Below are 21556 nucleotides of genomic sequence, written 5' to 3'. Positions count from 1 at the left end.
CGCACCCACGAACCAAGAACGTCCCGATCACCGTCATGCAACACCAACGCCGCAGCAGGAGGATGAGCCATACCAGCATCCTCCCAGGAACAACCGTCCAATCATTAACGCCACGCCGTACTAGCGATCCAGACCGCCAGCCGAGGCGAGTGGGAGCAGTTCGAATCTGGATACTTGGCGGACTGGGAGGCTTGGTTAATTCAGTACGGCGACCAGCCCGGCGCCGGGGACATCCGCGCGGAAGCCGACAGGCACCGCAACGGATGGCTCCGGGGCTGGCGGGACGTCCTCGGCTTCGCCTACCTCACCCTTGTCCGACCTGTTCGCTCTTCGCCGGAGGCCCAGAAGCAGGGCTGACACCGCCGTTCTTTGGTGGGCCTCAAGTCCCGCTTGTCACCTGCGTACCGCGCCGATAGCGTCGGGCGTTTCTACGCGGGAGAAGGCGGTGGAGCGTGACGGCAACTTGGATGCCACGCGAACAGTGGGACCAGCTTCTGCAAGGCGAGGCGTGCCCCCTGTGCCAGGAGATGGAAGTCCGCATGGAGCCCGACTATGCGGACCGCTACGGACACACGATCACGACACTGGACACGAGTGTGTTTCGGCTGTGCACCGATCAGTTCAGCCCCGGGTACAGCGTGGTGATCTACAAGCAGCACGTGGTCGAACCGCACGATCTTCCACCGGCCGAGCAGGCGGCTTACCTTGCCGATGTCATGGACGCAGGCAAGGCTGTCCAGCGGGCGCTCGGAGCCGACAAGATGAACTACCTCCTGCTCGGAAACGGGCAACCGCACACCCACTGCCATCTGGTGCCCCGCTACTACGGTGACCCGGCAGGGGGTAGACCGTTCCTACCCGAGCAGCCCGTGACTGCCAGCACCGGAGAGCTTCTGGATCGAGTCGAGCGGATTCGGGCCGCGATATAAGGCCTTCGGTTGCAGGAACCCCGCGGGTGATGGGACGGCTGCGCTCGGGTCAGGTCAGCCCTTTACCGGCCAATGCAGCTCGGTGTAGTGATTGTCGGGGTCAGGTGTGAGCTCTGGGGCTGTGAGCCATATCCAGCGCAATGGGCCGGCTGGTTCGAGTCCGGCCGATTCGATCTGCGTTCGCAGGTTCGCGATGACCGCCCCGAACTTCTCCATGTCCCAGAAGTTGCCAGAGAAATAGGCCGATGCCACCTCGCCTCGATGGAGTACGGCGGGAATGACTCGGCCCTCGGGGGCGCCCGATCGATCGACGGGCACTCCAGCTTCCCAGCCGTCATCGAGAAAGAGCGTGTAGGGCGGCCCTGCCGATGCGAGGCCCTGCTGCTCATGGGCCTGCCACGCTTCTCCAATGGCTTCGCCCACAGCGCACCAGTCCGTCTCGGCACTGCGATCCGCCTTGGCACTCCGTACACACAGGACCGGCTGATCACTGAGTGTCTTGCGCACGATCGAGGTCACGTTCACATTCGCTTGCTGCGTCGACATGGCACTCCCTTCGGATCGAAGGTGCCGGAGAGCAGCCGCGTACGACTCGCCAGTGCGCTGCATGCGTTGTCGAACGAGTCGCTTGCGATTGCGGTTCGCCGTCATCCGGCCCTCCACGTCCAGCGCTACGTCCCCCAGCGACGGCGCCCGACGGTGACCGGGACAGCGATCCGAGGATATGGTCCCCTTTGCCTCCAGCAAGCGGCTCTGCTTGGGGAGAACCGACGGAGGTTTGGCGGTGGATCGACGCCACGAGGAGCGTACTCAGTCCCGGCTCGACTCCGCAACGGTTGCCCGCGTCATCTGTGGCAGGTGCCGGACGGAGGCTCTCGCGGAGCCCCCTGCTTGCTCACCAGTGCATACATTGACCAGATGGGGTCGGTGAGGGCGAGGGACGTGATCCTTTCCAGCACCCGGTCAGGCGTTCCAGAAACAGCGTCCAGGTCGGGGCTCAAGCGACGTGCGCTGATCGCTGGTGCTGTTGTCCTGGCTGCCGGAGCGGGAGCGGCAGGCGGTGTGGTGGGTACGCACTACTCCCTGCCGGGTGTCGACGATTCGGTGCTGGATACCCACCACGGTTCGGATGTCGAATTCTTCGCCCGGATGAGAATGTCTGGTGCGTTGGATGTTCTCCCGCCCAGCTTGACCGAGGCGATCAAGATGTCCTCGGTCGTGCTCGTGGGCGAGATCGTCGACGTCCGCGCCACAGAACCGGTCACCGGCGAGGTGCCGACCGACAAGTTCTACGGCGTTGGCCTCGTGGTGCGGCCATTCGAGACCGCGCAAGGTTCCTCGTGCAAGGGCCTGACCATGTACTCAGTCCAGCATGGGGAACCGGAACTCATCGACGGGATGGCTGAAGAAGCGCGCACCTACGAGAAACTGAGTGACCTGGTTGCCTACCTCCGGACACTGGACTCCGTGCCTGTCGGAACAAAGATCGGCTGATCAGCGGTCGGCTTCCGCTCGTACCAGATCTGGCAGGCCTTCCGGACAGTACGCCTTCAACTGAAGGCCTCCGGGACGCTTCACCCGGAGGCTCCCCGTTCAACATGCTTCGTCCTCCTTGCTGATGCGATCACGCGTGCGTTCCCCGCCCGAGCAGTGATGGAGTGCCGTCACGCGGGATCGAGAACGCGACACTGCCGTCGTCCTGTCAGACATCCTCGACTTCCCTCGGGTCGTTGCCGACAAGCCCGTCCACCGCCTCGCGGATGAGGTCGGCGTGGCCGGCATGCACCTGGTACTCCTCCAGCAAGGTGACGAGCAAGCCTCGGCGATTCAGGATCCAGGTGTCCGTGCCTCCCGGGACAGGTACGTCGAGCCCGCCGTCGGCGCTGATCTTCCGCCACTCGACCCTCGCGCGCTCGACGGCGCCGTACCACAGCGCCTACAGCGCCTCCGGCTCGTCCGCGCACCGCCAATCGTCCTCCCCGCCGACCAACGTGGCTGCCCGACCGGCAGCCCCTGCGGCAAACCCGTCCTCGACGACCGCCATGTGCTTGATCAGGCCCGCCAACGTCATCGTGGATGGTGGGTGCTGTCGGCGCAACTGCTCGGCTTTGAGCCCTCCGGTCTTCCAGGCAAATCGCCACCGCACACGGTCGAGAGCGAAGCACAGCACCTCCGCCTCGCTACCGTCCATGTTGTCGGCGTACGGGAAGAGGTCTGTGTAGTCCATGCCCGCGAGAATGGCAGAGGCCGCAGCCGAACGCTACGGTCGTGGACCGGTTCCACACGCTGCCGACCGGCGTCGACCTGCTGGCAGAGAAGGCGGCGTACACGTGCCACGGCATCTGCTCACCCGCAGTGGCGGCCGAGCGGAACTGGACGTCCTCGATTCATGACGGCCGCCCGCCGAACTGCCAGTGGTGGACCTCGATGTCGGCGTACCTGTCCGGGGTCAGGATGGCGCGTGCCGTGTACGGGTCCGTTGCCCGGACCAGCGCCGCCGTGCCCAGCCAGGTCGTGCCATCGTCGGACAGCAGCGGCCCGTAGGCGATCAGGTCATCCCGCTCGGTCGGCACGGCGAGGTCGGCCGCCCGGCCGGTGCTGAGGCCGAGCACGAGGTACCGGTTGCCACCGGTCCGGCCGCCGGGGAAGTCCCACATGGTGCGTCCCAGCATGTTGCGCCACCGGCGCAGCAGCACGTCCCGGTACACGCCAGCCTGGTAATTGGGCTCGTCGAAGGCGAACGCGCGGGCACCGGCGGCATCTGGCAGGTCGACAATGTGCACGCTCCCGCTGGGCGTGTCGCTGTCGCCGGCGAAGGTCGGGCCGCGAGCGATCATCTTCGTCGCGTACCGGTCCATGTAGGACCAGTGCTCTTCCCGCAGCTCGTTGCGCAGCGCCGCGGAGCCGGTCCGATCGCGGTGATAGCAGAAGAACTCCATGTCCACAGTCTTCACCATCACGGGACTTGGGCCACCCGATCCTTTGGTGGCTGAACTGAGTTGAGTCGGCCGCCAGGCACTTCCATACTGGCTCGATGCCACAGGTGGATCGTGCTCCCGAAGGCTCGCTTCCGCCGTCGTCGCCACCGCTCCTGCGTTCGACGCCTGTTGACGCCCTGGATCCGCACCTGCGGCAGCTGACAGCTGAGATCGCGCCTGGGAGCACGGCTACCGATCTCGGCGGTTGGATGAGCCGCAACCTGCTGCTCGAACCTGCCGGGATCGTCCTCCGCGTGCATCCCCCATACGTCACACGTCGCAGACTTCTCGCGGTCCAGCACGTTCGGCAGACCCTCGCTGGAACGGGCATCAGGGTCCCGGTTGCTCTCAGCCGAGACGGCGTTACCGCGTTCCGATGCGGCGACCGTTGGGCCGAGACGGAAAGACACGTCCCACACGAGACGCCGCCGAGCACCTGGCAGTCGTACGCGTGGATGTTCCGCGCCATGGGGACGCTCCATCGTCGCCTGGCTGCCGTTGATCTGCGTGGTCCGCGTCCGTCGACCGCGATCTTCGCCGCGCCCAACACCCTGTGGGCGTGGCTACCGACAACCGAGGCGGCCGTCGCTGGAGATGCGGAGTCCACACAGATCGCGCGGTCACTCCGAAGCCTCCTCGGCCGATTGCGCTACCGCTGGATGTCGCCGACCGGCCTCCCTCATCAGCTCGTGCACGGGGACGTCAAGCTCGAGAACCTCGGCATCGGTCCTTCCGGCGAGACGGTCTTCCTCGACTTCGGTTTCGTCACGCACCGCCCCCGCATCCACGACCTGGCCTTCTCCCTCACCCATTCCGTACTCACGGTGGACGGCCATGTACCGACCGATCCCACCATGTTCCCGTGGCATCGCGTACGTCGGTTGGTCGAGGAGTACGAAGAGTCGACCGGTGCTCCGCTGACAGTTCTTGAGCGTCGGGCACTCGCCCCGTACACCGCGGCCGCACGGATCTACCACGCGACCTACGCCGGATTCGGCCCGAACCCTGCCGAGTGGCTCCACAACAACGTGCCCGCCATCCAGTTCAGTGATTGGCTGCTGGAGCACCCCGAAGTGTTGAGCGGTTAGGGCTCTGACTCGTCGGGTTCTCACGGGCTGGTCACTTGTCCCTTGACGCCGCTGCAATCGCGTCAACTTGGGCTCTCCTGCGATCCTCGATCTTTGCCCATTGCGCTACGGCCCTCAATCTGGCTGCTTGCGATGACAACAGCGCGGAGTGAAGAATCGCCGATATGAGTGCAACCGGGTGCCACTTCTGTGACCAACAGACACGATTCCGCAAGGCGGGCATATACATCGAGAACGAGTTCTGCATCGCCCACCGGAAGTCCCCCATCGACCTCACAGCCGATGAATGGACGGCGACACATGATCTCCTGGTCATGGCCAGGGAGGCTCTGCACGAGCTTCTGGCTCCCGACGGATACATCCTCGGGTGGAACGACATGGCATCGCTACATGCGCACCTGCATGTCATTCCCCGATTCGACGACGAACCCATGTGGCATCAGGGAGTTCGGTCCGCGATCAAGATCCCGAAGCCGACGTCCAGACCCGTGGAGCCCTGGGAGTGGCCGGGCGGCACCGGCTCATTGAGGGACCGGAGTCCGGTCCAGGATCGTTAGGCAGAGTAGTCGGTCATTCGATCCGCGATCATTCAGCTCAGTGATCGTCTGGACGCGGAACCCAGCCAGCCATAGGTGTTCGTCGAGTTCCTCTCTGGTCCAGGGGCGCATCGTGAAGTCGTAGGAGGTCAGACGCGGAGGTTCGGTGCCGGTGCGCAGCTCGTGTTCCTCGTGGGTGTAGATGAGTCCGTGCTCGAACTTCCCGTCGGCCGTAAAGGCCAGCGTGCCACGCGGCGTGTCGACCAGCTTCTCTATGCGGTAGTTGTCTCCGTAGCGACGTTCGGATACGTCCCGGTCCCGAACGTCGAGGACTATGGCGCCGCCCGAGCGGAGGTGTGAAGCGAAACTGTTGAGCACGGCTTGCCGCTCGACGTCACTGATCATGTCATTGAGGACGCCGCGGCACACGATGGCGTCGTAATGTCTTCCAAGTTCGAGCTCGCGGAGGTCTGCGACTCGAGCATTGGCTCTCGGTAGCCGATCGGCCGCTTGCGACAACAACTCGGCCGAGGCATCCACCAAGTCGACCGAATAGCCACGCGCACCGAGAGCCGCAGCGTAGCGGCCCGTCCCACAACCAGCGTCGAGCAGCCTCGCGCCCGGTCCAATCCCGACCGACTGAAGGTCTGCGCAGGCCGCCGCGACCCATGGACCCTCCGGAGCCGCAACAACCAAGTCGTACGCCCAACCGAAGCTTCCATAGAAGGGTCGGGCGCTATCCGCGGAAGCAGACCAAGACACCCGAACATGCTCCCATGCGCGGCCCCGTCGCCGTGCCATCGGCGTGCATGCGACCCCCTTGAGCTAATGGCCCGTTAGCGGCCGGTGCCGTTGGCTGCCCGTCGGCGTTCGGGTAGGAATGAGTCGTGTCAGACATCGACGTGCCAGGGTGTGGGTTCTGCGATGACCTTCGGGGGCGGGCCCGCCGTACACCGCGGGCATTCGAGGATGAACGGTTCGTCGTGTTCATCGGTCGATACCAGCCTACGGGGCCAGGCTACGCCCTGGTCGTTCCCCACAGACACATTCAGGACCTGCACTCGCTGCCCGAACGGGACTGCGGTCCAATGCTCCAGATGGTTCGTATGACGTCCGCCGCCGTCCAACAGGTGTTTGACACGACCGGCACCACGGTGACCCAGAACAATGGTCCGCCGGGTCAGTCCGTCCCACACCTGCACTTCCATGTCGTCCCTCGCCGACCAGGGGACGGATACCCGAGAAGGGCAAGCCGCCCGGAGTCGGATGACGAACTGGCCGGCCAGGCGCTTGAACTCGCGGCCGCCCTGAGACCGAGTGTGCGGCGTGCACGATAGACGGATTAGGAATCTGATCATCTGCCCCAGACGGGTCGGCTCGCTCATTCCATGGGGGAGCGGCCTCCTCGGAGCTTTGTTTGTCCAGGTCAGCTCAGACCCATCCGACTGTTTGTTGCACGCGGGTTGCACGACGGTCACCGGGTCTCCGCTTCGAGCCAGGTCTCGGGGTGCGACTGTGAGAGGCGGACGTTGAAACCGTCTGGGTCTGCTACAACTGCGTCTCGTTCCCCCCATGGTTGATCGGTCGGGTCTTGGCACACATCGACACCGCTGCTGCGTAGTTGGTTGATGAGGCGATCAACATCGTCGACGCCGAGAGACAGCTCGACGCCTCGGCCGGTGACCTCGCCTTCAGCTCGTTTCGGGTAGTCCAGTCCCTCGCCGCGGGGATGGAGAAGAAGGCGGCTGGCCCCAACCTGGTACGCCGTTCGCCCGGCGTGCTCGTACACGACGGGAAGACTGAGGTGACCCCCGTAGAACCGCATCGACGCTGGGACATCATCCACGTACAGAACGATTGCCTGTACGTCCATCCTGTCCACCTCCCTGGGATCGTCTCCATCGATCAATTGGTGAAGCTGGCTGGCGACTGCCCGTGAGCCAGCTGCTTGGCGCGCTAGAGAACGCCAATGCCGGTCGACTCTGCTGTGAGCTTCCTCAGGACTGCCCGCCAGGAGTGGCCGCAGGTCCGCCAACGGCATGTCGAGGCTCCGGCCAAGGCGGATGAGTTCGGCCTGACGCAGCTGCGACGGCAAGTACCAGCGGTAGCCGGTCAGGTCATCGACGGCAGCGGGCCGAAGGAGACCGGACTCGTCGTAGGAGCGCAAGACGCGCGGACTAAGCCCAGCCGCTCGGGCGAACTGGCCGATCGACAGCATCTCGCTCATATCAGAATCATGGACCTTGACATCGAGTGAGGGTCAACACCAGCCATTTGCCGCGCCCGAGATCCGGGCCGCCACGCCGGCGTCGGGAGCCGACGTGACCCCTCTTTGAGGGGAGATTCGCGTCGTACGCTGCGCTTCATCTGCGGACCAAGGGAGCAGCCCGGCCCGACAAGGTTGCCCGGGCCCACAAGAGTCTGATCGGCGTCGTAGTCGGCCACGGCGACGAACGGACCGCGGTCCGGCTGGTCGGTACAGACCCGACGAGACAATAGGTTTAACGGATACGTCCGTTGCTCGCACGCATGTCTTCAGGATGGCAACATGCACCTGCGGCACTTGGAGCCTGATCTCTGGGTCCGCCGACGAGCCCGAGGACGGCGCCCCGACGGCGCCCCGACGCCGCCCGCGAGGCCGGCAGGAGGGGTCGCCGACCACTGGTGACCAGGACTACTGTCCCGCCATGGACTGGACGGATCTGCCTTTCACCGACTCTCAGCAAGGCACCGATGCTGAGATCCTGTGCTTTGCACTCGAACGCGTGCACAAACAGTTCGCCTGGAAGACCGGAGGGCTGAACGCCGAGCAGTTGCGCCGACAGCACCCACCATCGACGATGACCCTGGCTGGTCTGATCAAGCACATGGCGTCCGTTGAGGACGCTTGGACCGCAAAGGCTCACGGCCGGTCACCGAACCTGCCCTGGAACACCGACGACTGGGACGGTGGCGAGTACTCCGACTTCCACTCGGCACTCACCGACGAGCCCGAGGAGCTGTATGCGCTGTGGTATGGCGTCGTCAAACGCTCACGGGCCGCGTGGCAGGAGATGATCGAGCACGATGGGCTCGACGTGACCGTCACGTGGAGCACGTCGAATGGCGAGCCCTACATCGTGAGCCGCAGGCGACTCCTCGTCGACCTGTTGGAGGAGAACCTGAAACACACCGGCCACGCCGACTTACTACGCGAAGCGGTTGACGGCCTGAAAGGCAACGACCCGCCGTGGTAATCAAGTAGCCGGGATGGCGTGGCCGACCCCGGGCCGAGTGCTGTGCAGCCGGGTGCTGTACGAGCCGATGTACTCCACCACCGCACGCCGTGCCATGGCGCGGGTGGACCAGGTTTGCAGGTCGATGAGCTCACCCTTGAGTGAGGCGAAGAACGACTCAGAGAGCGTTGTCCCAGCACTGGCCGGTGCGGCCGTGTGGCAGTTTTGCGGTAGTCGCCACGGTGCTTGCCACCGATCACGGTTCGAGCAGCCTCGTGCTCGCCATCGAGTCCCTCGGCCTGCAACGGCGACAGCCTCGCCGCTTGGTTCCTTGCAGTTTCAAGTGATCTTCGGCGATTTCTACTGACCGTCCAGTCGTTCGGGAGGACTTCCCTTGGATCTCAGGCCTTCGGGAGAAGGTCGTTCACCTGCTCAACCGGTAACACCTCACGGCCTCGGGGCAGCACCACCACCAGACGTGACACTTCACCACGAAGGCCCAGACGAAGCGACCGGTGGCTAGTCGCGATGTAGCCAGGCCAGCAGGTCGGGCGGCGCCATCTCGGCGGTTCGGGCCCGGTACGCCGCCAGCTCGGCATCGGACAGCAGCTCCCGTCCGGAGCCGGACCGGCCCTTGCGGAAGAACGCGTTGATGTCCTTGAAGACGCCGTTGCGGTTCGGCAGCAGGTAGCCCGCCTTGCCCTTCATCTGCTCGAAGGTCGCCGCCCGTACCAGATCCGGCCACACCTCGTCGGACACCGCGACGCCCAGCCGGTCGGCCAGCCGGCGCATCTCGCCGTCCAGGTCGGCGGACAGGTCGTCGTAGTGCACCAGGACGATGGTCGGCTGGTCGCGGCGGGCCCACGCGTCCGACAGGTGCCACATCACCCCGGGCAGCGAGTCCATCGCCTCCCGCGGATCCTCCTCGGAGCGGGTCCACTCCAGCAGCCACTCCCGTACGGGGAGCCGCTCGTTCGTCGGTTCGCTCGGTTCCGACGCGCCGGTCAGCTCGCGGAGCCGTTCCCGGTTGATGTTGTTGACCTGGTGGTAGAGCGACACCGCCATGTCGAGCGGGTGTCGGGCGACCACGACGTACGTCGCCCGCGGGTCGAGCGGGATCCCGTCGAGCGGGGTGTGCGTCTTGATGAACCGGCGGTGCTGCTGCGCCTCCAGCATCGCGTACACCTCGTCGCGCGGCACGGTGAGCATGTCGAGCCACGGCGACAGGTCGGCGAGCGGCCTTGGGAGTTCCGGCGTACCCAGGACCAGCACGGCACAGATCATCTGCATCCACGTCGTGCCGCTCTTCGACCGGGTGCTGATCACGATGTCGCCTTGCCGGAACGGGAACCCGAGCCAGCGAGCACTGTCCTCGTCGTCCGAGACGTAACGGTAAGGGGAGGAGGGGGAGTCGCGCACTGCTGGATCGTACAGGTCAGTGATGGCGCCTGCTGGGTTCCTCGTGGCGTGCAACTTCGGCGTACGGCTAACGTGTTGTTCGCAGTGCAGCTACTCCGTAAGGAGACAGGCCAATGCCCGGATACCCCGTTCTGCTCCACACCGCAATCGATGCCCGAGACTGCCGTGGCCTCGCCGAGTTCTATCGGGAACTGCTGGGCCTGCGGTATCGCTCCGGCGAAGAAGTCCCCACCGACGGCAGCGAGGACGACGCCGACTGGCTGGTCCTCGTCGACGACCAAGGAAACCGTGTCCTTACCGTCCAGGAGAAGAAGGACACCACCCCGCCGACCTGGCCGTCTGAGCAGGTTCCGATGCAAATGCACATGGACTTCAAGGTTCCGTCGGTCGAGGACCTCGAGCGCCACCGTCAGCGTGCGGAGGGCCTCGGCGCGACTGTCCTCTTCGACCGAACTCGGGATGAGGGCGAGCCCCTGTATGTCCTGGCCGACCCCGCTGGCCACCCGTTCTGTCTGCTCGTCCAGTAAGCACTCCGAGCGGCACAGCACGCGGGAGACACGACACGAGCGCAGCCCTGCGGTTGCAGAGTTGACCTCTATGACCTCAGGCGTTGTGGGGGCGTGGCGGTTTGCGACTCCTGCGACTCCAGCAATGCCGTGACCTCGTCCGGCGTTGGACAGTACCCGTTTCGGTAGCACGCCCGCCAGGGCCTGTAGCCACGGTCATAGCCGGCGCGCATCGCGTCGGGATTGAGGTCGGCGAACAGCACCTGGGGCGCCCCGTCCGGATCGCCCCTGACCAGCCACCGGTCATCGGGCGAGGCTACGCAGGATACGGCGGTCCCTGGGGCAAATCCGGGCGCGGCGAATGCGATCCACATCCCGGTCAGCAACGCGTGTGCCATGGAGTGGCTAGAACCGAGCGGCTCGGCGGCGGGCCCGTCGGCGTAAGTGGCCAGCAGCACGCAATCTGCCCCGAGTGACTCGTACTCGATGAACACCTCTGGCATGTTGGCCTCGATGCACAACGCGCAGCCGAAACGGAACCCGTCAACCTCGAAAACGGTCGGATGCTCACCGGCCGCGAACATGAACGTCGACTCGGTAGGTGAGAGATACCGCTTGTCGTAACGGCCGACCAGGTGCCCGGTCTCGCTGATCACGTACAGGCTGTTGAACGGTCGTGCACGTCCCGCCACCCGATGGACCGAGCCGACCACCGCCCACAGACCCATGTCACCGGCGTGCCCGACAGTCGCTGCGAGCTCGTCCTCCAGCACGGCCCAATCGACCCGCGACCAGTCCGACTCCGTCACCCGATCCGGATCACGCGACATCAACCGCTTATCCGGATAGCCCGACAGCGCCCCCTCGGTGAACAAGATCAGTCGAGCCCCACCGTCGGCCGCGCTGGCCATCAGCTCTCGAATTCGTCGACCCTGCTCGCGAATCGACGCCCCGTCCGGGGTATGCGTCCCTACACCTTGCGCCACCGCGATCCGAATTGTCGCCATGTCGCATGATCATCGCAGCCACCACCGACAACAAGGGTTCAGGAACCTCGCCAGCTCCACTCGGGTCATCGGGGTCCCTGCTCATGACTCCCAGGGTGACCGGCAGCCACCCCTAATCCGGATAGAAATTAATCGTTGGTCGTCGTGGACTTCCAGCCCTCGCGGGCGACATCCTCCGCCGCCGATAAGGAAACCGCGGTGGATCAGTCGCGGCCCTTGCGATCGTTACCCCCTTCGTCGGAGTCTGCTGGTGCGATGGCCAGCAGGTTGGCCAGCCTGGCGTCTGCGCGGAGGCGACCTTTGTCCTGCGCCTCGGCGAGATCGCGGGTGAGTTCGCGGATCTTCTGTGCGGCATCGTCGGTCTTGCCTTCGCGGTACTTTTCCAGCGCTTCGTCGATGCGCTTGTGCACCTTGTCCGCAACCTCGGGGTCGATCCGGCCGCGCCGCTCCAACCGGCTGGTTGCGGCGGCGACCTGCCGCAGCCAGGCAGCGGTGCCGTACCGTGCGGGCTGTTCGGTGGTCGACGGGCTTGGAGACGACGGGCTTGGAGAGGACGACGGGCTGGGGGTGTTCGATGCGGCGCCGGTCGGGTCTTCTGCGCGCGCAGCAGGGGAATCGTCGTCGATGCTGGTCAGGATCTGCCCGATGATCACGCCGGCCAGAACGGCGAGGATCAGCCCGGCCGCGATGACCAGCGCAGTGCCGGGACGCCTGCTCCAACGGCCCGGCGGGCGGTACGCGTGCACCGGCATCGAGGACGTGGCATCGCCGCCTCCACCCCCGCGCATAGGCAGCGGTCCGGGCAGGCTGTGCCCCATCAACACAGATCCGACCATGCCGGCGCTGGCCGGTCGGTGGTCGGGGTGCTTGGCGAGCAGTCCGAGCGTCAGGCGTTCGAGATCGGGCGGCACGTCGGCACGGAACCTGGACACCGGTTCGGGGTCGAGATGCTGGTGTGCGTACAAGACGGCGGCCATACCGCCGGTAAATGGTGGGCGACCAGTGAGCATCTCGTACAGCACACAGCCGAAGGCGTACAGATCGCTTCGGGCATCACCAGCACCGCCAGCGACCTGCTCCGGGGCGAGGTAGCTCGCGGTGCCGACCACCGTGCCTGGTTGGGTGAGCCTGGTGGCTGCCTCGTCGACAGCTCGGGCGATGCCGAAGTCCATCAGCTTCAGCACACCGTCGCCAGACAGGGCGAGGTTGCTCGGTTTGATGTCACGGTGGACCACCCCGGCCAGATGAGCGGCTTGCAGACCCGCGGCAGCGTGTGCCCCCAGGCGCCGCACCTCTTCGAGGGGGAGCGGTCCACGCTCAGCCAACTCGGCAGCCAGCGTTGGCCCGTCGAAAAGCTCCATGACCATGTACGGGCGGTCGTTGAACTCGCCGACGTCGTAGACCGCAACCACGTTCGGGTGGCTAACCTGCGCGGCCGAACGGGCCTCCCGAACGAACCGCGCCCGATCCGCTGGATCACTCACCGTAGTGGCTAACAGCTTCACCGCGACCGGACGGCCAAGCATCTGGTCGTCGGCTTGCCAAACCTCTCCCATCCCCCCGCGGCCCAGCAGGCTACTCAGCCGATAACGACCGGCCACCACACCCGCACCTGACTGCATGCCACCTCCACCATCTACAACCTGACGAACATACAGCGCAGGTCATGACCGCCGGACGGTTCGCCCAGACCACGCTCGGCCGGCCGAGGCCGGGACGGAGCCAGCCTGTGATCGTCCTGGTGCCGCAGCGCTACCGGGACGGCCTGCGGTCAGATCTGTCCATTAGATGGACACGCGTCAGAGCACGCCGACTCCGCATAATGGCTCGATGGCGCGAAGAGCTGGCTCGAGCTTGTCGGACGGGCTTCCGATCGGCCCGAGCCCCGATGCCACGGTCGTCGCAGGGGCCAGGTACTGGCTCATCGCCCACCTGGGACCCCTGCGGATCCATGAGCCCGTGCAGGTGATCGCGGTGGTCGACGAACCTCACCGGAAGGGCTTTGCATACGGCACCCTTACAGGTCATCCCGTCAGCGGGGAGGAAGCGTTCCTGGTCGATCGGGCGACCCGACGGCTCGACATGGCTAACCGTTCGCTCCCTGACCCAACGGTCGATCGGGACTTGGCGAGCCGCGTATCCACTGTTGCCGGTGGCTCAGTACCTCTACAGCCGGCGCTATCTCCGCTCCCTTGCGTCCTGAGTCGCGAGCTGTGGGATGACGACGTGAGCCCGGGAGCCCGTAAGATCATCCGTCGCCCCGAGAGGGCTGCTCTCCCGTCGGTCGGACAGGGTTGTTGAGGACCCGTGAGGTCGTTCGGGGGCACCACAGGGGCACGTTCCATCCGGAAGATATGTGGCACGGTCGGTAGGCAGTCCTTCTCGCCATCCTTCGAGGAAAGCTTGGACGGTTCTCGCAGCAAGCCTGACGATATTCGCGGCGAGCGGCCATAAGATCAACTAGGTCGCCGCTAGCGCGAGTGGCAACCACAGGTATGCGGCCGGTCGCAGCCCGAGGTGCTCCAACGCCTTGCCGAGTCCGAGTGCAACAACCCCAGGCCGTGGCCCGTAGCGTTCAAGCCAGTTCGAGACTGATCTGGCGGTGCGTGTTGCCCTCCTTCGGAGAGGGCTGTCCCACCGCCACCGCAGGAGACCTCTCGATGGCCCACCGTCCTCGTGCTGACAATCGCCTGCCGCGGGAGGTTGTGGGGACGTAGCGCTCATCGCGTCCGCCTCGGAATAGTGCTGGTCGGATAGCCGCCCCGCTCAACGGGAGCGAGCATAGCCAGGAACGCGGTGGGAAATGCCGCTGTGATGCGGCAGACGGCGGTCGTGGAGCAAGCGCGGCCGTAAGGACACCGCCGTTCCCGAGGTACGGAGTGCACCCAGCCCAGGGGTCTCTCGCCCGCGGAACTTGGCAACGCCCCTCGGGTCCGCCCGGTACGCTGCGTCCACTCGCTGGGAGGATCCGATGAACCATCGTCCTTTGCGGTTCCTTGGCTGGGCCGGGCTCGGTGTTGGTGGCCTTGTCTCGGTCGCCGGCGTGGCCATGTTGATGACGCCAGGTCCGGGGGCGCTTGTGCTGTTCTTCGGCTTGGTCGTCGCGGTCGCAGGTGGGGTGCTGGTCGGTGTGGCTCGCGGCCGGCGCCGAGTTCCGCACCGACCCGAGGAGCCCTGACGGCGGTCCGGTGACCTTGGTCCTGGCTGGCCGGTCCTGTGAGCGCCGGAGCCTGGGCGCTGCATATCCGTAGGAGCGGACATCGTGATCATCAGCTGCTCATCCTGAGGTCCTCAGCCTGGTGCTCATCGTCGCCAGACGGCGCCGCTCGTTGGGGTCACGCTGGGGTCAGGTTGGTCTCCGGGAGCTGATGAGCGCTGGACGAGATGCCGTTCCTCCCGCACATGTGGAACCTTTCACGGGACCGACCGCATCTAGGGGATGCGAACAACACATGGGAGGGGGGAATCGGTGGCAGACACCGCGGAGGAGTTCAGCTCCTACGTTGCCGCTCGGCATGCCGCGCTGACGCGTACGGCGTTCCTGCTGACGGGAGATCATCACGCGGCCGAGGATCTAGTGCAGACCGCGCTGGCCCGCACCTATCTGGCGTGGAGACGCATCCACAACCAGGCAGCCCTTGACTCCTACGTACGGCGGGTCATGGTCAATGAGCACACCCTCTGGTGGCGTCGTGCGTGGCGGCGACGCGAGACTCTGACGGCCGAACTGCCGGATCGTCCTGCAACCGATCCGCGAGGTGACCCCGGTGGTTCGGCTGAGCAGGACGGTGACCTGTGGAGGCTCCTTCGCGCCCTCCCGGCACACCACCGTGCCGCGGTCGTGCTCCGTTATTTCGAGGACCTCAGCGAAGCCGAGACCGCCGAGATCCTTGGTTGCTCGATCGGGACCGTCAAGAGTCGCACCCACCGCGCCCTCGCCGCCCTGCGCGCCGGACTCACCCCGGCCACTACACCAGAGCCCGCGCCCGCCAGGAGGGACGTCCGATGAACGAGCACCAGCACGACCAGGACCTCACGGCCAACGACCTCCGCGCCGGCCTGACCCGACTCGCGACCTACGCCAGGACCCACCACGACCCTGCCGCGGACGCCATGCACCGCGCCCGCCGCATCCGGATACGCCGACGCGCCACCGGGGTCGTCGCCAGTGTCGCCGCCGTCGCCCTCGCTCTGCCGCTCAGCCTGAACCTCCTCAGCCCGCCCGGCGACCACACCCGGGTGGACCGCGCGACTGTGACACCGACACCCGCACATACGCCAGGACGGACGCCACCCTCCACGCCCTCGCCGATCGCCACACCGACGGTCGGCGTTTCACCGGCACCGACCGCCGGACCTGTCGTAGCGCCGTATGCCCCCAAGAGCCTCAGGGAAGAGGACTTCGCCGGGCTCCCCCGTGGCGAGGACCCGAAGGTCCCCTGGTACGCCGACGGCAAGATCCACAACGGGGCGACCACCACACCAGTCGACCTCCCGGACTGGACATCCTTCGACGTCGTGGACAGTGGTTACGTAGTCACCAGCTACGACAACAATCAGGTGTACCTACAACTCGTCGGGCTTGACGGCACGCAGAAACTGACCGCTCCAGGCAGAGCCGTCGTATCAAGCGACCGCAGGCAGATCGCCTGGGCGACCCCGGACGGCACCGTGAACGTCGCCGACGCGCGCACCGGCAGAGTCCTGCATTCGATCGACGTCGGAAAGGGCGGCCGCACGGTGGGCTTTCTCGGTGAGCAAGTCATGCTCAGCTCAGGCTCCTGGCTATCCGAGCCCGCAGTGGCACAGGAATGGGATCCCAAGACCGGGCAGCTCACCCTGTGGCAAGGCTTCTACGGAGCGGACACGACCGACCGTGCCAGCCTCGTCGGCCTGGTACCCAAAGTCGCCCAGGAACGCCAGTCCGAGCAGTTGTACTGTGCCGCCACCATCGACACCGGCAACGGCAACGGCGAGCGGTGGCGCGTCTGCCCGACCGAGCTCGGCAGCCACGTAAGCATCCGCGGATTCTCGCCCAATGGCCGCTATGCGGTGGTCGAAATCATGGGCGAAGGACAGACCGTGCCCCACTACACGATCGCCGACGGCCGGACGGGAAAGCCGCTTCTCACCATCAGGCTCTCCAACGGAAACATGGCCTGGGAGGACGAGGAACACTTCCTCCTCGCTTCCTACGGCCAAGGAGAACCGGGAATCGTCCGGTGCACCGTCGCGGGCAGCTGCGAAGTCGCCACCAAACACCGACCTGCGGACGGCCGTTGGTACAAGCTCCCGGGCACCTAAGGAGTCATGGCGACTACCGCCCATCACATCCGACCGTGGGCCTGGATCGGTGAAGGAACGACAGATCCCCATGCCATTTCGCGTGGTGCGTTCTCATGCGTACCGGCGCCAATTGTGGTTGGCGGGGCGTTCGTGCTTCGCTAAGGTGCCGTGCGTGACGTGATCTCGTGTACCGCAGACTCTTTAGCTGCGGACTTCGCTGTCTCATTTCGTGCCGCCACTTGCGCGGCAAGTTTCAGCTTGGAGAGGTCACAATGAACGACCCTGCGTTGGCACGCCTTAAAGGGGCGCTTCGCACGATGGTCGACTTCGACTGCCCCGCCTGTGGCGCGGGCGCTCCGCTGCAAGTGGTAGCCACGGATCGCATCACCTGCGGCCCCTGCTCCACAGCCCGGTCGTTTCGACAGGGACAGCTGTACGTCATCACCGGCAGCCCTGGAACGGGAAAGTCGAGCGTGGGCCGGGAGCTGGCGGCCCGATTGCCGCTCGAGCTGGTCGTGCTGGACTCCGACCTGACTTCCCGACCCGAGCATGACAGCTCAGAAGGGGCTTGGTTCGGCTTCATCGACACTTGGTTGCGAACGGCGGTAGGTGTGGCACAAAGCGGCCACAGCCTGATCCTCGTCGGATACTCCATGCCCCACCAATGGGAGCACCAAGCCTTGCGACACTTCCTCGGCCCGATCACCTATGTGGCGCTCGTGTGCTCCGACGCCGAGTTGGAGAGACGACTTCGCCAGCGGACGTGGATGGGCTCGCAGCGCGAACGCGACTCGCTCATCGACCTGAACCGGAAATTCCGTGCCCGGGGCGATATGACCGTGATCGAAACCGACAGCCAACCGCCGGATGCCATCGCCGATCAGATCCTGAGCATCGTCAGGTCCACGTCACAACCGCCCCGTTGAAGCGGAGTGCGTGGGTACATCGGCGGACCCCTCTCCAGCACAACTGAGGTCTGCCATAAGGTGCAGGTACATCGCGAACGCCGCGTCAGCGGCGCCTTTGATCCATAAGAGGTCAATGCAGCAAAGCAGCCCGGCGTCCGGGTCCTGTGCCATCTGATGCGCGACACCCGCACGTCAGGTGGATGTGCGACTCCACGTCAGTCGCGGGAGAACGGGAGACTGACGTCGACGTCGACGCTCTCCAGAACGGTCTGAAGCCTCCCTGCCCTGGGGAGCTGCTCTCGGTCGAAGTCCGCGACCGAGATCCCTTGGAGGCCGCTCCGGTCCCCGCCACCGGTGGCGCAGCCGAGCGCCACGACCAGGGCGCCGTCGGCATCGTAAAGGTCGGTCTTCCACCCCGAGAATGGCCAGCCGGGCCGTTGGCGGTAGACCCCTTCAATGCTGTCATCGTCGCCATGAGGAAACTCGACGACGAGGCCGGACACCAGCCTGCGGGGAGACGCGACCAAGCCCAGGTACCAGGTGTAGAACCGGCCCGGGATCACCTGTGGGCGTATCAGGGTCCATGGCTGAGCTGTTGGCATCGGAAGATCCCCTCTGATCTCGCTGGCGGGGTGTCGCCGGGAGTGTCTCACCCTGGTGCGCCAGTGGCGAGGTACCGCGACGAAACGTCATGCGGACTCGGGTCGCCTGACCCCTCTCTGCCAGGATGCGCCAGTGATCCTCTACAGCACCGACATCTCGGGCCTCGCGGAGAAGGATCTCTGTGGCTTCTTCGTGGGATGGCCTTCGTCGCCGACGCCCGCCCAGCACCTTGCCGTCCTGCGTGGCAGCTATCGGGTCGTGATCGCACGTGAGGCTGGATCGCATCACGTCGTCGGCTTCGTCAACATGATCAGCGACGGTGTGCTCACGGCCTTCATCCCGTGGCTGGAGGTCCTTCCCGATTACCAGGGCAAGGGCATCGGCAGTGAACTACTGCGACGCGTGCTTGCCGCGGCCGAGCATCTGTACTCGGTCGACCTGACCTGCGATGAAACGCTGCGCCCGTACTATGAGGGCCTTGGAATGCAGGCCGTCACAGGCATGGCCGTCAGACGGTGGCACGTACTGAACGGGGACAGCTGAGGTGCACGCCACTGCCGCGCCGCAGACAGTTTCGCAGGATCTTCCAGCTCTTCAGCCGGGAGAAGACAAGCTCGACCCTCGCCATGACCCCCTCATCCGTAGAGGCAGGCAGCGCGACCGCGAGCTGCCGATCCGCGCTCGGCTGGTCCTGAACGATGCTGATCCGTACATTTGCCGGATGAGTTGGATCGCGCCAGAGGTAGAGCGGGTGGACGAGCCGTTCACCGGGGATGAGCGTTCGACCCTGGAGGGCTTTCTGGAGCGGGGAAGGTACACGCTGCTCCACAAATGCGGCGGTCTGACTGCGGAGCAACTGGCGCTGCGGGCGGTCCCGCCGTCGACGCTGTCGCTGCTCGGGCTGATCCGGCACGTTACCGAGGTGGAGCGGTCCTGGTTCCGCCAACGGTTCGCCGGCCAGGACGTCCCGGGGATCTACAGTCGTCCTGGCAAGCCGGACGCTGACTTCGAGGACGTGGATCCCCGACAGGCCGAGGCAACGTACAACCTGCTGCTCAACGAGTGGGACCTGTCTCGCGACGCGATTTGCGGCAGGAGTCTCGACGAGACCTTCACTCACCCGCGCTTCGGCCCGATGTCTCTGCGCTGGATCCTGTGCCACATGTGTTCGGAGTACGACCGGCACAACGGGCACGCGGACATGCTCCGCGAACGCATCGACGGCCGGACCGGTACTTGAGCATCTGATCCGTACGGGCAGGCAACCTGATCGTGAGCTGCTCGGTCGCGCTCGGCTGGTCGTCGACCAGGTGCTGGCTGACTGGAAGAGTTGCACCCTCAGCCGAGGAGCAGGAGGACTCACCGTGCAGCTCGTCGAACTCATCGAATGGCAGCCCGATTGGGCGAAGGACTTCGATGTCCTGGCTGCTCGCATCAGGAAAGTAGCCGATCCTCGGTGGTGCGAGTCGACCACATCGGCTCGACGTCGGTGCCTGGGATGGTCGCCAAGGACTGCATCGATGTACAGGCAATCGTGCGCAGCCTCTCCGACGAGCAGCTCACAGAGGGCTTGCTGAGCGCGGGATTCACGAGGGCCCCCGGCGCTTGGGAATCTCGGGATCACGTCCCGGAACGTTGGAACGGAGATCCGGACGCCTGGGACAAGCTCGTGTTTCGCCCACCCGCAGGTACTCGCACGGGCAATGTTCACGTTCGTGTTGCCGGCCGCCCTAACGAGCGGTATGCCCTGCTCTTCCGCGACTTCCTGACTCAGGATCAAGCGCCCCGCGAGGCCTGGGCAGAGTTCAAGCGACGGCTAGCACGGGCGGTGACGCCCGACCTTCCTACGCATGGCCAGATCAAAGACCCGGCCACCGATGTACTGATGGCAGCTTCGGAACGAGAGGCTGGAGCGGCCTGGAGTACTCCTCGTTGTCCTCGGCTAATAGCCCGTTAGTGTCCAGGCTCGACCTCCCGCAGGGCCGAAATGTCACATCGGGTGCTGGTCGGCACGCTGCACCCTGGGCTGGACCAGACACCGCGGCCGACCCTGACCCGAATTCAACACGTCGAGTGGAAGAGTCCCCCGACTGGTGTCGTCGTCGCCAGTTCGTTGTACAGCGCTACGGCCTCCCGCGTCTCCAACACATGGACCGTAACCCCACGTGCCTCTAGCTCCGAGACTGTCGTAGACGGCACTTGAAGCACGAGGTCCATCCCTCTGCTCAGCACGACTGTGGTCGCTCCGGCGGCGAGCAGTTCTTCCGCGTCGAGGACCTGGATCCCGGGGCGATGTCTGGTGCCGGTCTCGGTCCAGTCCCACGCCCGGCCCCCGCCTGGGAAGAGCTTCGCGTCCTTCACTTCGCCGACTCCTTCGACGTCGATCCTGCCCCACTCAATGGCGAGAATCCGCGGCGAACGGTCTTCCATACTCGTAACCCTCCCGGAGGATCTACCAGAGGCGAGGAGCGTCTCACAGCCTGCTAAGGGCTGGTGGGGTGAGTCGGATAAAGGGGCGTTGCTGCGATGCCTCCATGTCACTCGGGTCACACCACTTGACGCTCAGATTGAGTCCGTAGCGTCACCGCTCTCGTCGTTGGCCCTATCGGGTTCCCCGATCGCCTCGCGTCACCACAAGGCCCTGCCAGCGATACCCGTCGTTGGCTGGTGCAGCATACCCGCGTGACAGGAATGTGGGAGACGGGCCGTTTTGCTGCCGTGCCCGATGAGATAGTCGGCGCGGCACAAACCCAGCACGAGGGTCGTGCGATTGATGCTGACCGACTTGCGCCGCGCACCCCGTGAGTGGGAGAACGATACCTGGAGGACTACCTGGGGGCTCTTGCGGCATATCTCGACGCATTCGAACTCGGCTACAGGGCCCGTGAGGAACCACCCCCGTCGCAACCGACATGGAGCCTCGTCTGCGAAGTATTTATTTGGCAACAGGCTACTGTCCTCCGCCTGAAATTCGTCGGGTAAGTGTAGGTTTGGTGGATGGCGAGGACTGGGCGGCCGAAGGCTGAGCTTGTGTTGAGCGATGAGGAGTGCCAGACGTTGACGCGGTGGTCGCGTCGGGCG

General features: G+C 65.3%; 23 protein-coding genes and 2 pseudogenes. 14 read left to right on the top strand and 11 right to left on the bottom strand.

Going from position 1 to position 21556, the window contains the following annotated elements:
* Positions 1 to 452: 452 nt before the first annotated feature.
* Complete coding sequence (locus ABN028_RS33665; RefSeq protein ID WP_349699427.1) at positions 453 to 929, top strand: HIT family protein; 477 nt, start codon at positions 453 to 455, stop codon at positions 927 to 929.
* 54 nt (positions 930 to 983) lie between these two features.
* Here the strand turns inward: ABN028_RS33665 and ABN028_RS33660 are convergent, their stop codons facing one another.
* A complete protein-coding gene (locus tag ABN028_RS33660; protein ID WP_349699426.1) occupies positions 984 to 1475 on the bottom strand; it encodes a GyrI-like domain-containing protein in 492 nt (163 codons plus the stop codon).
* 519 nt (positions 1476 to 1994) lie between these two features.
* Here ABN028_RS33660 and ABN028_RS33655 point away from each other — a divergent pair.
* Positions 1995 to 2423, top strand: a complete 429-nt coding sequence (locus tag ABN028_RS33655; RefSeq protein WP_349699425.1) for a hypothetical protein — start codon at positions 1995 to 1997, stop codon at positions 2421 to 2423.
* A gap of 208 nt (positions 2424 to 2631) precedes the next feature.
* On the opposite strand, the pseudogene ABN028_RS33650 reads toward ABN028_RS33655, so the two are convergent.
* Positions 2632 to 3120, bottom strand: a pseudogene (locus tag ABN028_RS33650) (mycothiol transferase).
* Positions 3121 to 3316: 196 nt separating this feature from the next.
* Complete coding sequence (locus ABN028_RS33645) at positions 3317 to 3886, bottom strand: YciI family protein (protein WP_349699424.1); 570 nt, start codon at positions 3884 to 3886, stop codon at positions 3317 to 3319.
* A gap of 77 nt (positions 3887 to 3963) precedes the next feature.
* Here ABN028_RS33645 and ABN028_RS33640 point away from each other — a divergent pair, with 77 nt between their 5' ends.
* Entirely contained in the window at positions 3964 to 4995 is a 1032-nt protein-coding gene (locus tag ABN028_RS33640; protein ID WP_349699423.1) for a phosphotransferase enzyme family protein, read from the top strand.
* A 521-nt stretch (positions 4996 to 5516) separates the two neighbouring features.
* On the opposite strand, the gene ABN028_RS33635 is transcribed toward ABN028_RS33640, so the two are convergent.
* Positions 5517 to 6332, bottom strand: coding sequence for a class I SAM-dependent methyltransferase (locus ABN028_RS33635; protein WP_349699422.1), 816 nt, complete (start codon positions 6330 to 6332; stop codon positions 5517 to 5519).
* A gap of 86 nt (positions 6333 to 6418) precedes the next feature.
* Here ABN028_RS33635 and ABN028_RS35665 point away from each other — a divergent pair, with 86 nt between their 5' ends.
* Positions 6419 to 6868, top strand: coding sequence for an HIT family protein (locus ABN028_RS35665; RefSeq protein WP_502879248.1), 450 nt, complete (start codon positions 6419 to 6421; stop codon positions 6866 to 6868).
* A 137-nt stretch (positions 6869 to 7005) separates the two neighbouring features.
* On the opposite strand, the gene ABN028_RS35660 is transcribed toward ABN028_RS35665, so the two are convergent.
* Positions 7006 to 7749 (bottom strand): VOC family protein, encoded by a 744-nt coding sequence (locus ABN028_RS35660; RefSeq protein WP_502879249.1) that lies wholly within the window; start codon positions 7747 to 7749, stop codon positions 7006 to 7008.
* Positions 7750 to 8218: 469 nt separating this feature from the next.
* Here ABN028_RS35660 and ABN028_RS33620 point away from each other — a divergent pair, with 469 nt between their 5' ends.
* Positions 8219 to 8767: a mycothiol transferase gene (locus ABN028_RS33620; protein WP_349694996.1), complete on the top strand. Its 549-nt coding sequence runs from the start codon at positions 8219 to 8221 to the stop codon at positions 8765 to 8767.
* Here the strand turns inward: ABN028_RS33620 and ABN028_RS35655 are convergent.
* Positions 8768 to 8914 (bottom strand): annotated as a pseudogene (locus ABN028_RS35655) (hypothetical protein); the annotation flags it as partial.
* Between the two features lie 351 nt (positions 8915 to 9265).
* Entirely contained in the window at positions 9266 to 10165 is a 900-nt protein-coding gene (locus ABN028_RS33610; protein ID WP_349699421.1) for a sulfotransferase domain-containing protein, read from the bottom strand.
* Positions 10166 to 10278: 113 nt separating this feature from the next.
* Between ABN028_RS33610 and ABN028_RS33605 the strand changes: the two genes are divergently transcribed.
* A complete protein-coding gene (locus ABN028_RS33605) occupies positions 10279 to 10692 on the top strand; it encodes a VOC family protein (protein ID WP_349699420.1) in 414 nt (137 codons plus the stop codon).
* Between the two features lie 68 nt (positions 10693 to 10760).
* Here ABN028_RS33605 and ABN028_RS33600 read toward each other — a convergent pair whose 3' ends face one another.
* Entirely contained in the window at positions 10761 to 11678 is a 918-nt protein-coding gene (locus ABN028_RS33600; protein ID WP_349699419.1) for a carbon-nitrogen hydrolase family protein, read from the bottom strand.
* 203 nt (positions 11679 to 11881) lie between these two features.
* The gene (locus tag ABN028_RS33595) at positions 11882 to 13300 is read right to left on the bottom strand and encodes a serine/threonine-protein kinase (protein WP_349699418.1); all 1419 of its coding nucleotides are present in this window, start codon (positions 13298 to 13300) and stop codon (positions 11882 to 11884) included.
* Between the two features lie 166 nt (positions 13301 to 13466).
* On the opposite strand from ABN028_RS33595, the gene ABN028_RS35650 reads away from it, so the two are divergent.
* The 5 genes from ABN028_RS35650 to ABN028_RS33575 all read left to right on the top strand — a co-directional run bounded on the left by ABN028_RS35650 (position 13467) and on the right by ABN028_RS33575 (position 17890).
* Positions 13467 to 13979, top strand: a complete 513-nt coding sequence (locus ABN028_RS35650) for a DUF1990 family protein (RefSeq protein WP_502879247.1) — start codon at positions 13467 to 13469, stop codon at positions 13977 to 13979.
* A 670-nt stretch (positions 13980 to 14649) separates the two neighbouring features.
* Positions 14650 to 14856: a hypothetical protein gene (locus ABN028_RS33590; RefSeq protein WP_349699417.1), complete on the top strand. Its 207-nt coding sequence runs from the start codon at positions 14650 to 14652 to the stop codon at positions 14854 to 14856.
* A 291-nt stretch (positions 14857 to 15147) separates the two neighbouring features.
* Positions 15148 to 15687: a SigE family RNA polymerase sigma factor gene (locus ABN028_RS33585; protein WP_349328226.1), complete on the top strand. Its 540-nt coding sequence runs from the start codon at positions 15148 to 15150 to the stop codon at positions 15685 to 15687.
* Positions 15684 to 16982: a hypothetical protein gene (locus tag ABN028_RS33580; protein WP_349699416.1), complete on the top strand. Its 1299-nt coding sequence runs from the start codon at positions 15684 to 15686 to the stop codon at positions 16980 to 16982. Before ABN028_RS33585 ends, ABN028_RS33580 begins: the two co-directional genes overlap by 4 nt.
* Before the next feature lie 299 nt (positions 16983 to 17281).
* On the top strand, positions 17282 to 17890 hold the full coding sequence (locus tag ABN028_RS33575; RefSeq protein WP_349699415.1) for an ATP-binding protein: 609 nt from the start codon (positions 17282 to 17284) through the stop codon (positions 17888 to 17890).
* A 197-nt stretch (positions 17891 to 18087) separates the two neighbouring features.
* Here ABN028_RS33575 and ABN028_RS33570 read toward each other — a convergent pair whose 3' ends face one another.
* Positions 18088 to 18474: a hypothetical protein gene (locus ABN028_RS33570; RefSeq protein ID WP_349699414.1), complete on the bottom strand. Its 387-nt coding sequence runs from the start codon at positions 18472 to 18474 to the stop codon at positions 18088 to 18090.
* Between the two features lie 133 nt (positions 18475 to 18607).
* On the opposite strand from ABN028_RS33570, the gene ABN028_RS33565 reads away from it, so the two are divergent.
* The 3 genes from ABN028_RS33565 to ABN028_RS35645 all read left to right on the top strand — a co-directional run bounded on the left by ABN028_RS33565 (position 18608) and on the right by ABN028_RS35645 (position 20432).
* Positions 18608 to 19018, top strand: coding sequence for a GNAT family N-acetyltransferase (locus tag ABN028_RS33565; protein WP_349699413.1), 411 nt, complete (start codon positions 18608 to 18610; stop codon positions 19016 to 19018).
* A gap of 178 nt (positions 19019 to 19196) precedes the next feature.
* Positions 19197 to 19715: a DinB family protein gene (locus ABN028_RS33560; protein WP_349699412.1), complete on the top strand. Its 519-nt coding sequence runs from the start codon at positions 19197 to 19199 to the stop codon at positions 19713 to 19715.
* A 147-nt stretch (positions 19716 to 19862) separates the two neighbouring features.
* Complete coding sequence (locus ABN028_RS35645) at positions 19863 to 20432, top strand: GrpB family protein (protein ID WP_502879246.1); 570 nt, start codon at positions 19863 to 19865, stop codon at positions 20430 to 20432.
* A 104-nt stretch (positions 20433 to 20536) separates the two neighbouring features.
* Here the strand turns inward: ABN028_RS35645 and ABN028_RS33555 are convergent, their stop codons facing one another.
* Positions 20537 to 20905: an Mth938-like domain-containing protein gene (locus ABN028_RS33555; RefSeq protein WP_349699411.1), complete on the bottom strand. Its 369-nt coding sequence runs from the start codon at positions 20903 to 20905 to the stop codon at positions 20537 to 20539.
* Positions 20906 to 21556: the final 651 nt, after the last annotated feature.

Source organism: Actinopolymorpha sp. B17G11 (genome assembly GCF_040196095.1).
GTDB lineage: Bacteria > Actinomycetota > Actinomycetes > Propionibacteriales > Actinopolymorphaceae > Thermasporomyces.
Note: the sequence above shows the minus strand (reverse complement) of the source record. Positions and strands in the feature narration are given on the sequence as shown.

Excerpts from the sequence above, each read along its gene's own strand:
- ABN028_RS33560 (WP_349699412.1), top strand. The coding sequence starts at position 19,197 with ATGAGTTGGATCGCGCCAGAGGTAGAGCGGGTGGACGAGCCGTTCACC.
- ABN028_RS33570 (WP_349699414.1), bottom strand. The coding sequence starts at position 18,474 with ATGCCAACAGCTCAGCCATGGACCCTGATACGCCCACAGGTGATCCCG.
- ABN028_RS33575 (WP_349699415.1), top strand. The coding sequence starts at position 17,282 with ATGGTCGACTTCGACTGCCCCGCCTGTGGCGCGGGCGCTCCGCTGCAA.
- ABN028_RS33660 (WP_349699426.1), bottom strand. The coding sequence starts at position 1,475 with ATGTCGACGCAGCAAGCGAATGTGAACGTGACCTCGATCGTGCGCAAG.
- ABN028_RS33640 (WP_349699423.1), top strand. The coding sequence starts at position 3,964 with ATGCCACAGGTGGATCGTGCTCCCGAAGGCTCGCTTCCGCCGTCGTCG.
- ABN028_RS33580 (WP_349699416.1), top strand. The coding sequence starts at position 15,684 with ATGAACGAGCACCAGCACGACCAGGACCTCACGGCCAACGACCTCCGC.
- ABN028_RS33620 (WP_349694996.1), top strand. The coding sequence starts at position 8,219 with ATGGACTGGACGGATCTGCCTTTCACCGACTCTCAGCAAGGCACCGAT.
- ABN028_RS33595 (WP_349699418.1), bottom strand. The coding sequence starts at position 13,300 with ATGCAGTCAGGTGCGGGTGTGGTGGCCGGTCGTTATCGGCTGAGTAGC.
- ABN028_RS35645 (WP_502879246.1), top strand. The coding sequence starts at position 19,863 with ATGGCAGCCCGATTGGGCGAAGGACTTCGATGTCCTGGCTGCTCGCAT.
- ABN028_RS33635 (WP_349699422.1), bottom strand. The coding sequence starts at position 6,332 with ATGGCACGGCGACGGGGCCGCGCATGGGAGCATGTTCGGGTGTCTTGG.
- ABN028_RS33605 (WP_349699420.1), top strand. The coding sequence starts at position 10,279 with ATGCCCGGATACCCCGTTCTGCTCCACACCGCAATCGATGCCCGAGAC.
- ABN028_RS33555 (WP_349699411.1), bottom strand. The coding sequence starts at position 20,905 with ATGGAAGACCGTTCGCCGCGGATTCTCGCCATTGAGTGGGGCAGGATC.
- ABN028_RS33645 (WP_349699424.1), bottom strand. The coding sequence starts at position 3,886 with ATGGTGAAGACTGTGGACATGGAGTTCTTCTGCTATCACCGCGATCGG.
- ABN028_RS33590 (WP_349699417.1), top strand. The coding sequence starts at position 14,650 with ATGAACCATCGTCCTTTGCGGTTCCTTGGCTGGGCCGGGCTCGGTGTT.
- ABN028_RS35660 (WP_502879249.1), bottom strand. The coding sequence starts at position 7,749 with ATGCTGTCGATCGGCCAGTTCGCCCGAGCGGCTGGGCTTAGTCCGCGC.
- ABN028_RS33600 (WP_349699419.1), bottom strand. The coding sequence starts at position 11,678 with ATGGCGACAATTCGGATCGCGGTGGCGCAAGGTGTAGGGACGCATACC.
- ABN028_RS35650 (WP_502879247.1), top strand. The coding sequence starts at position 13,467 with ATGGACACGCGTCAGAGCACGCCGACTCCGCATAATGGCTCGATGGCG.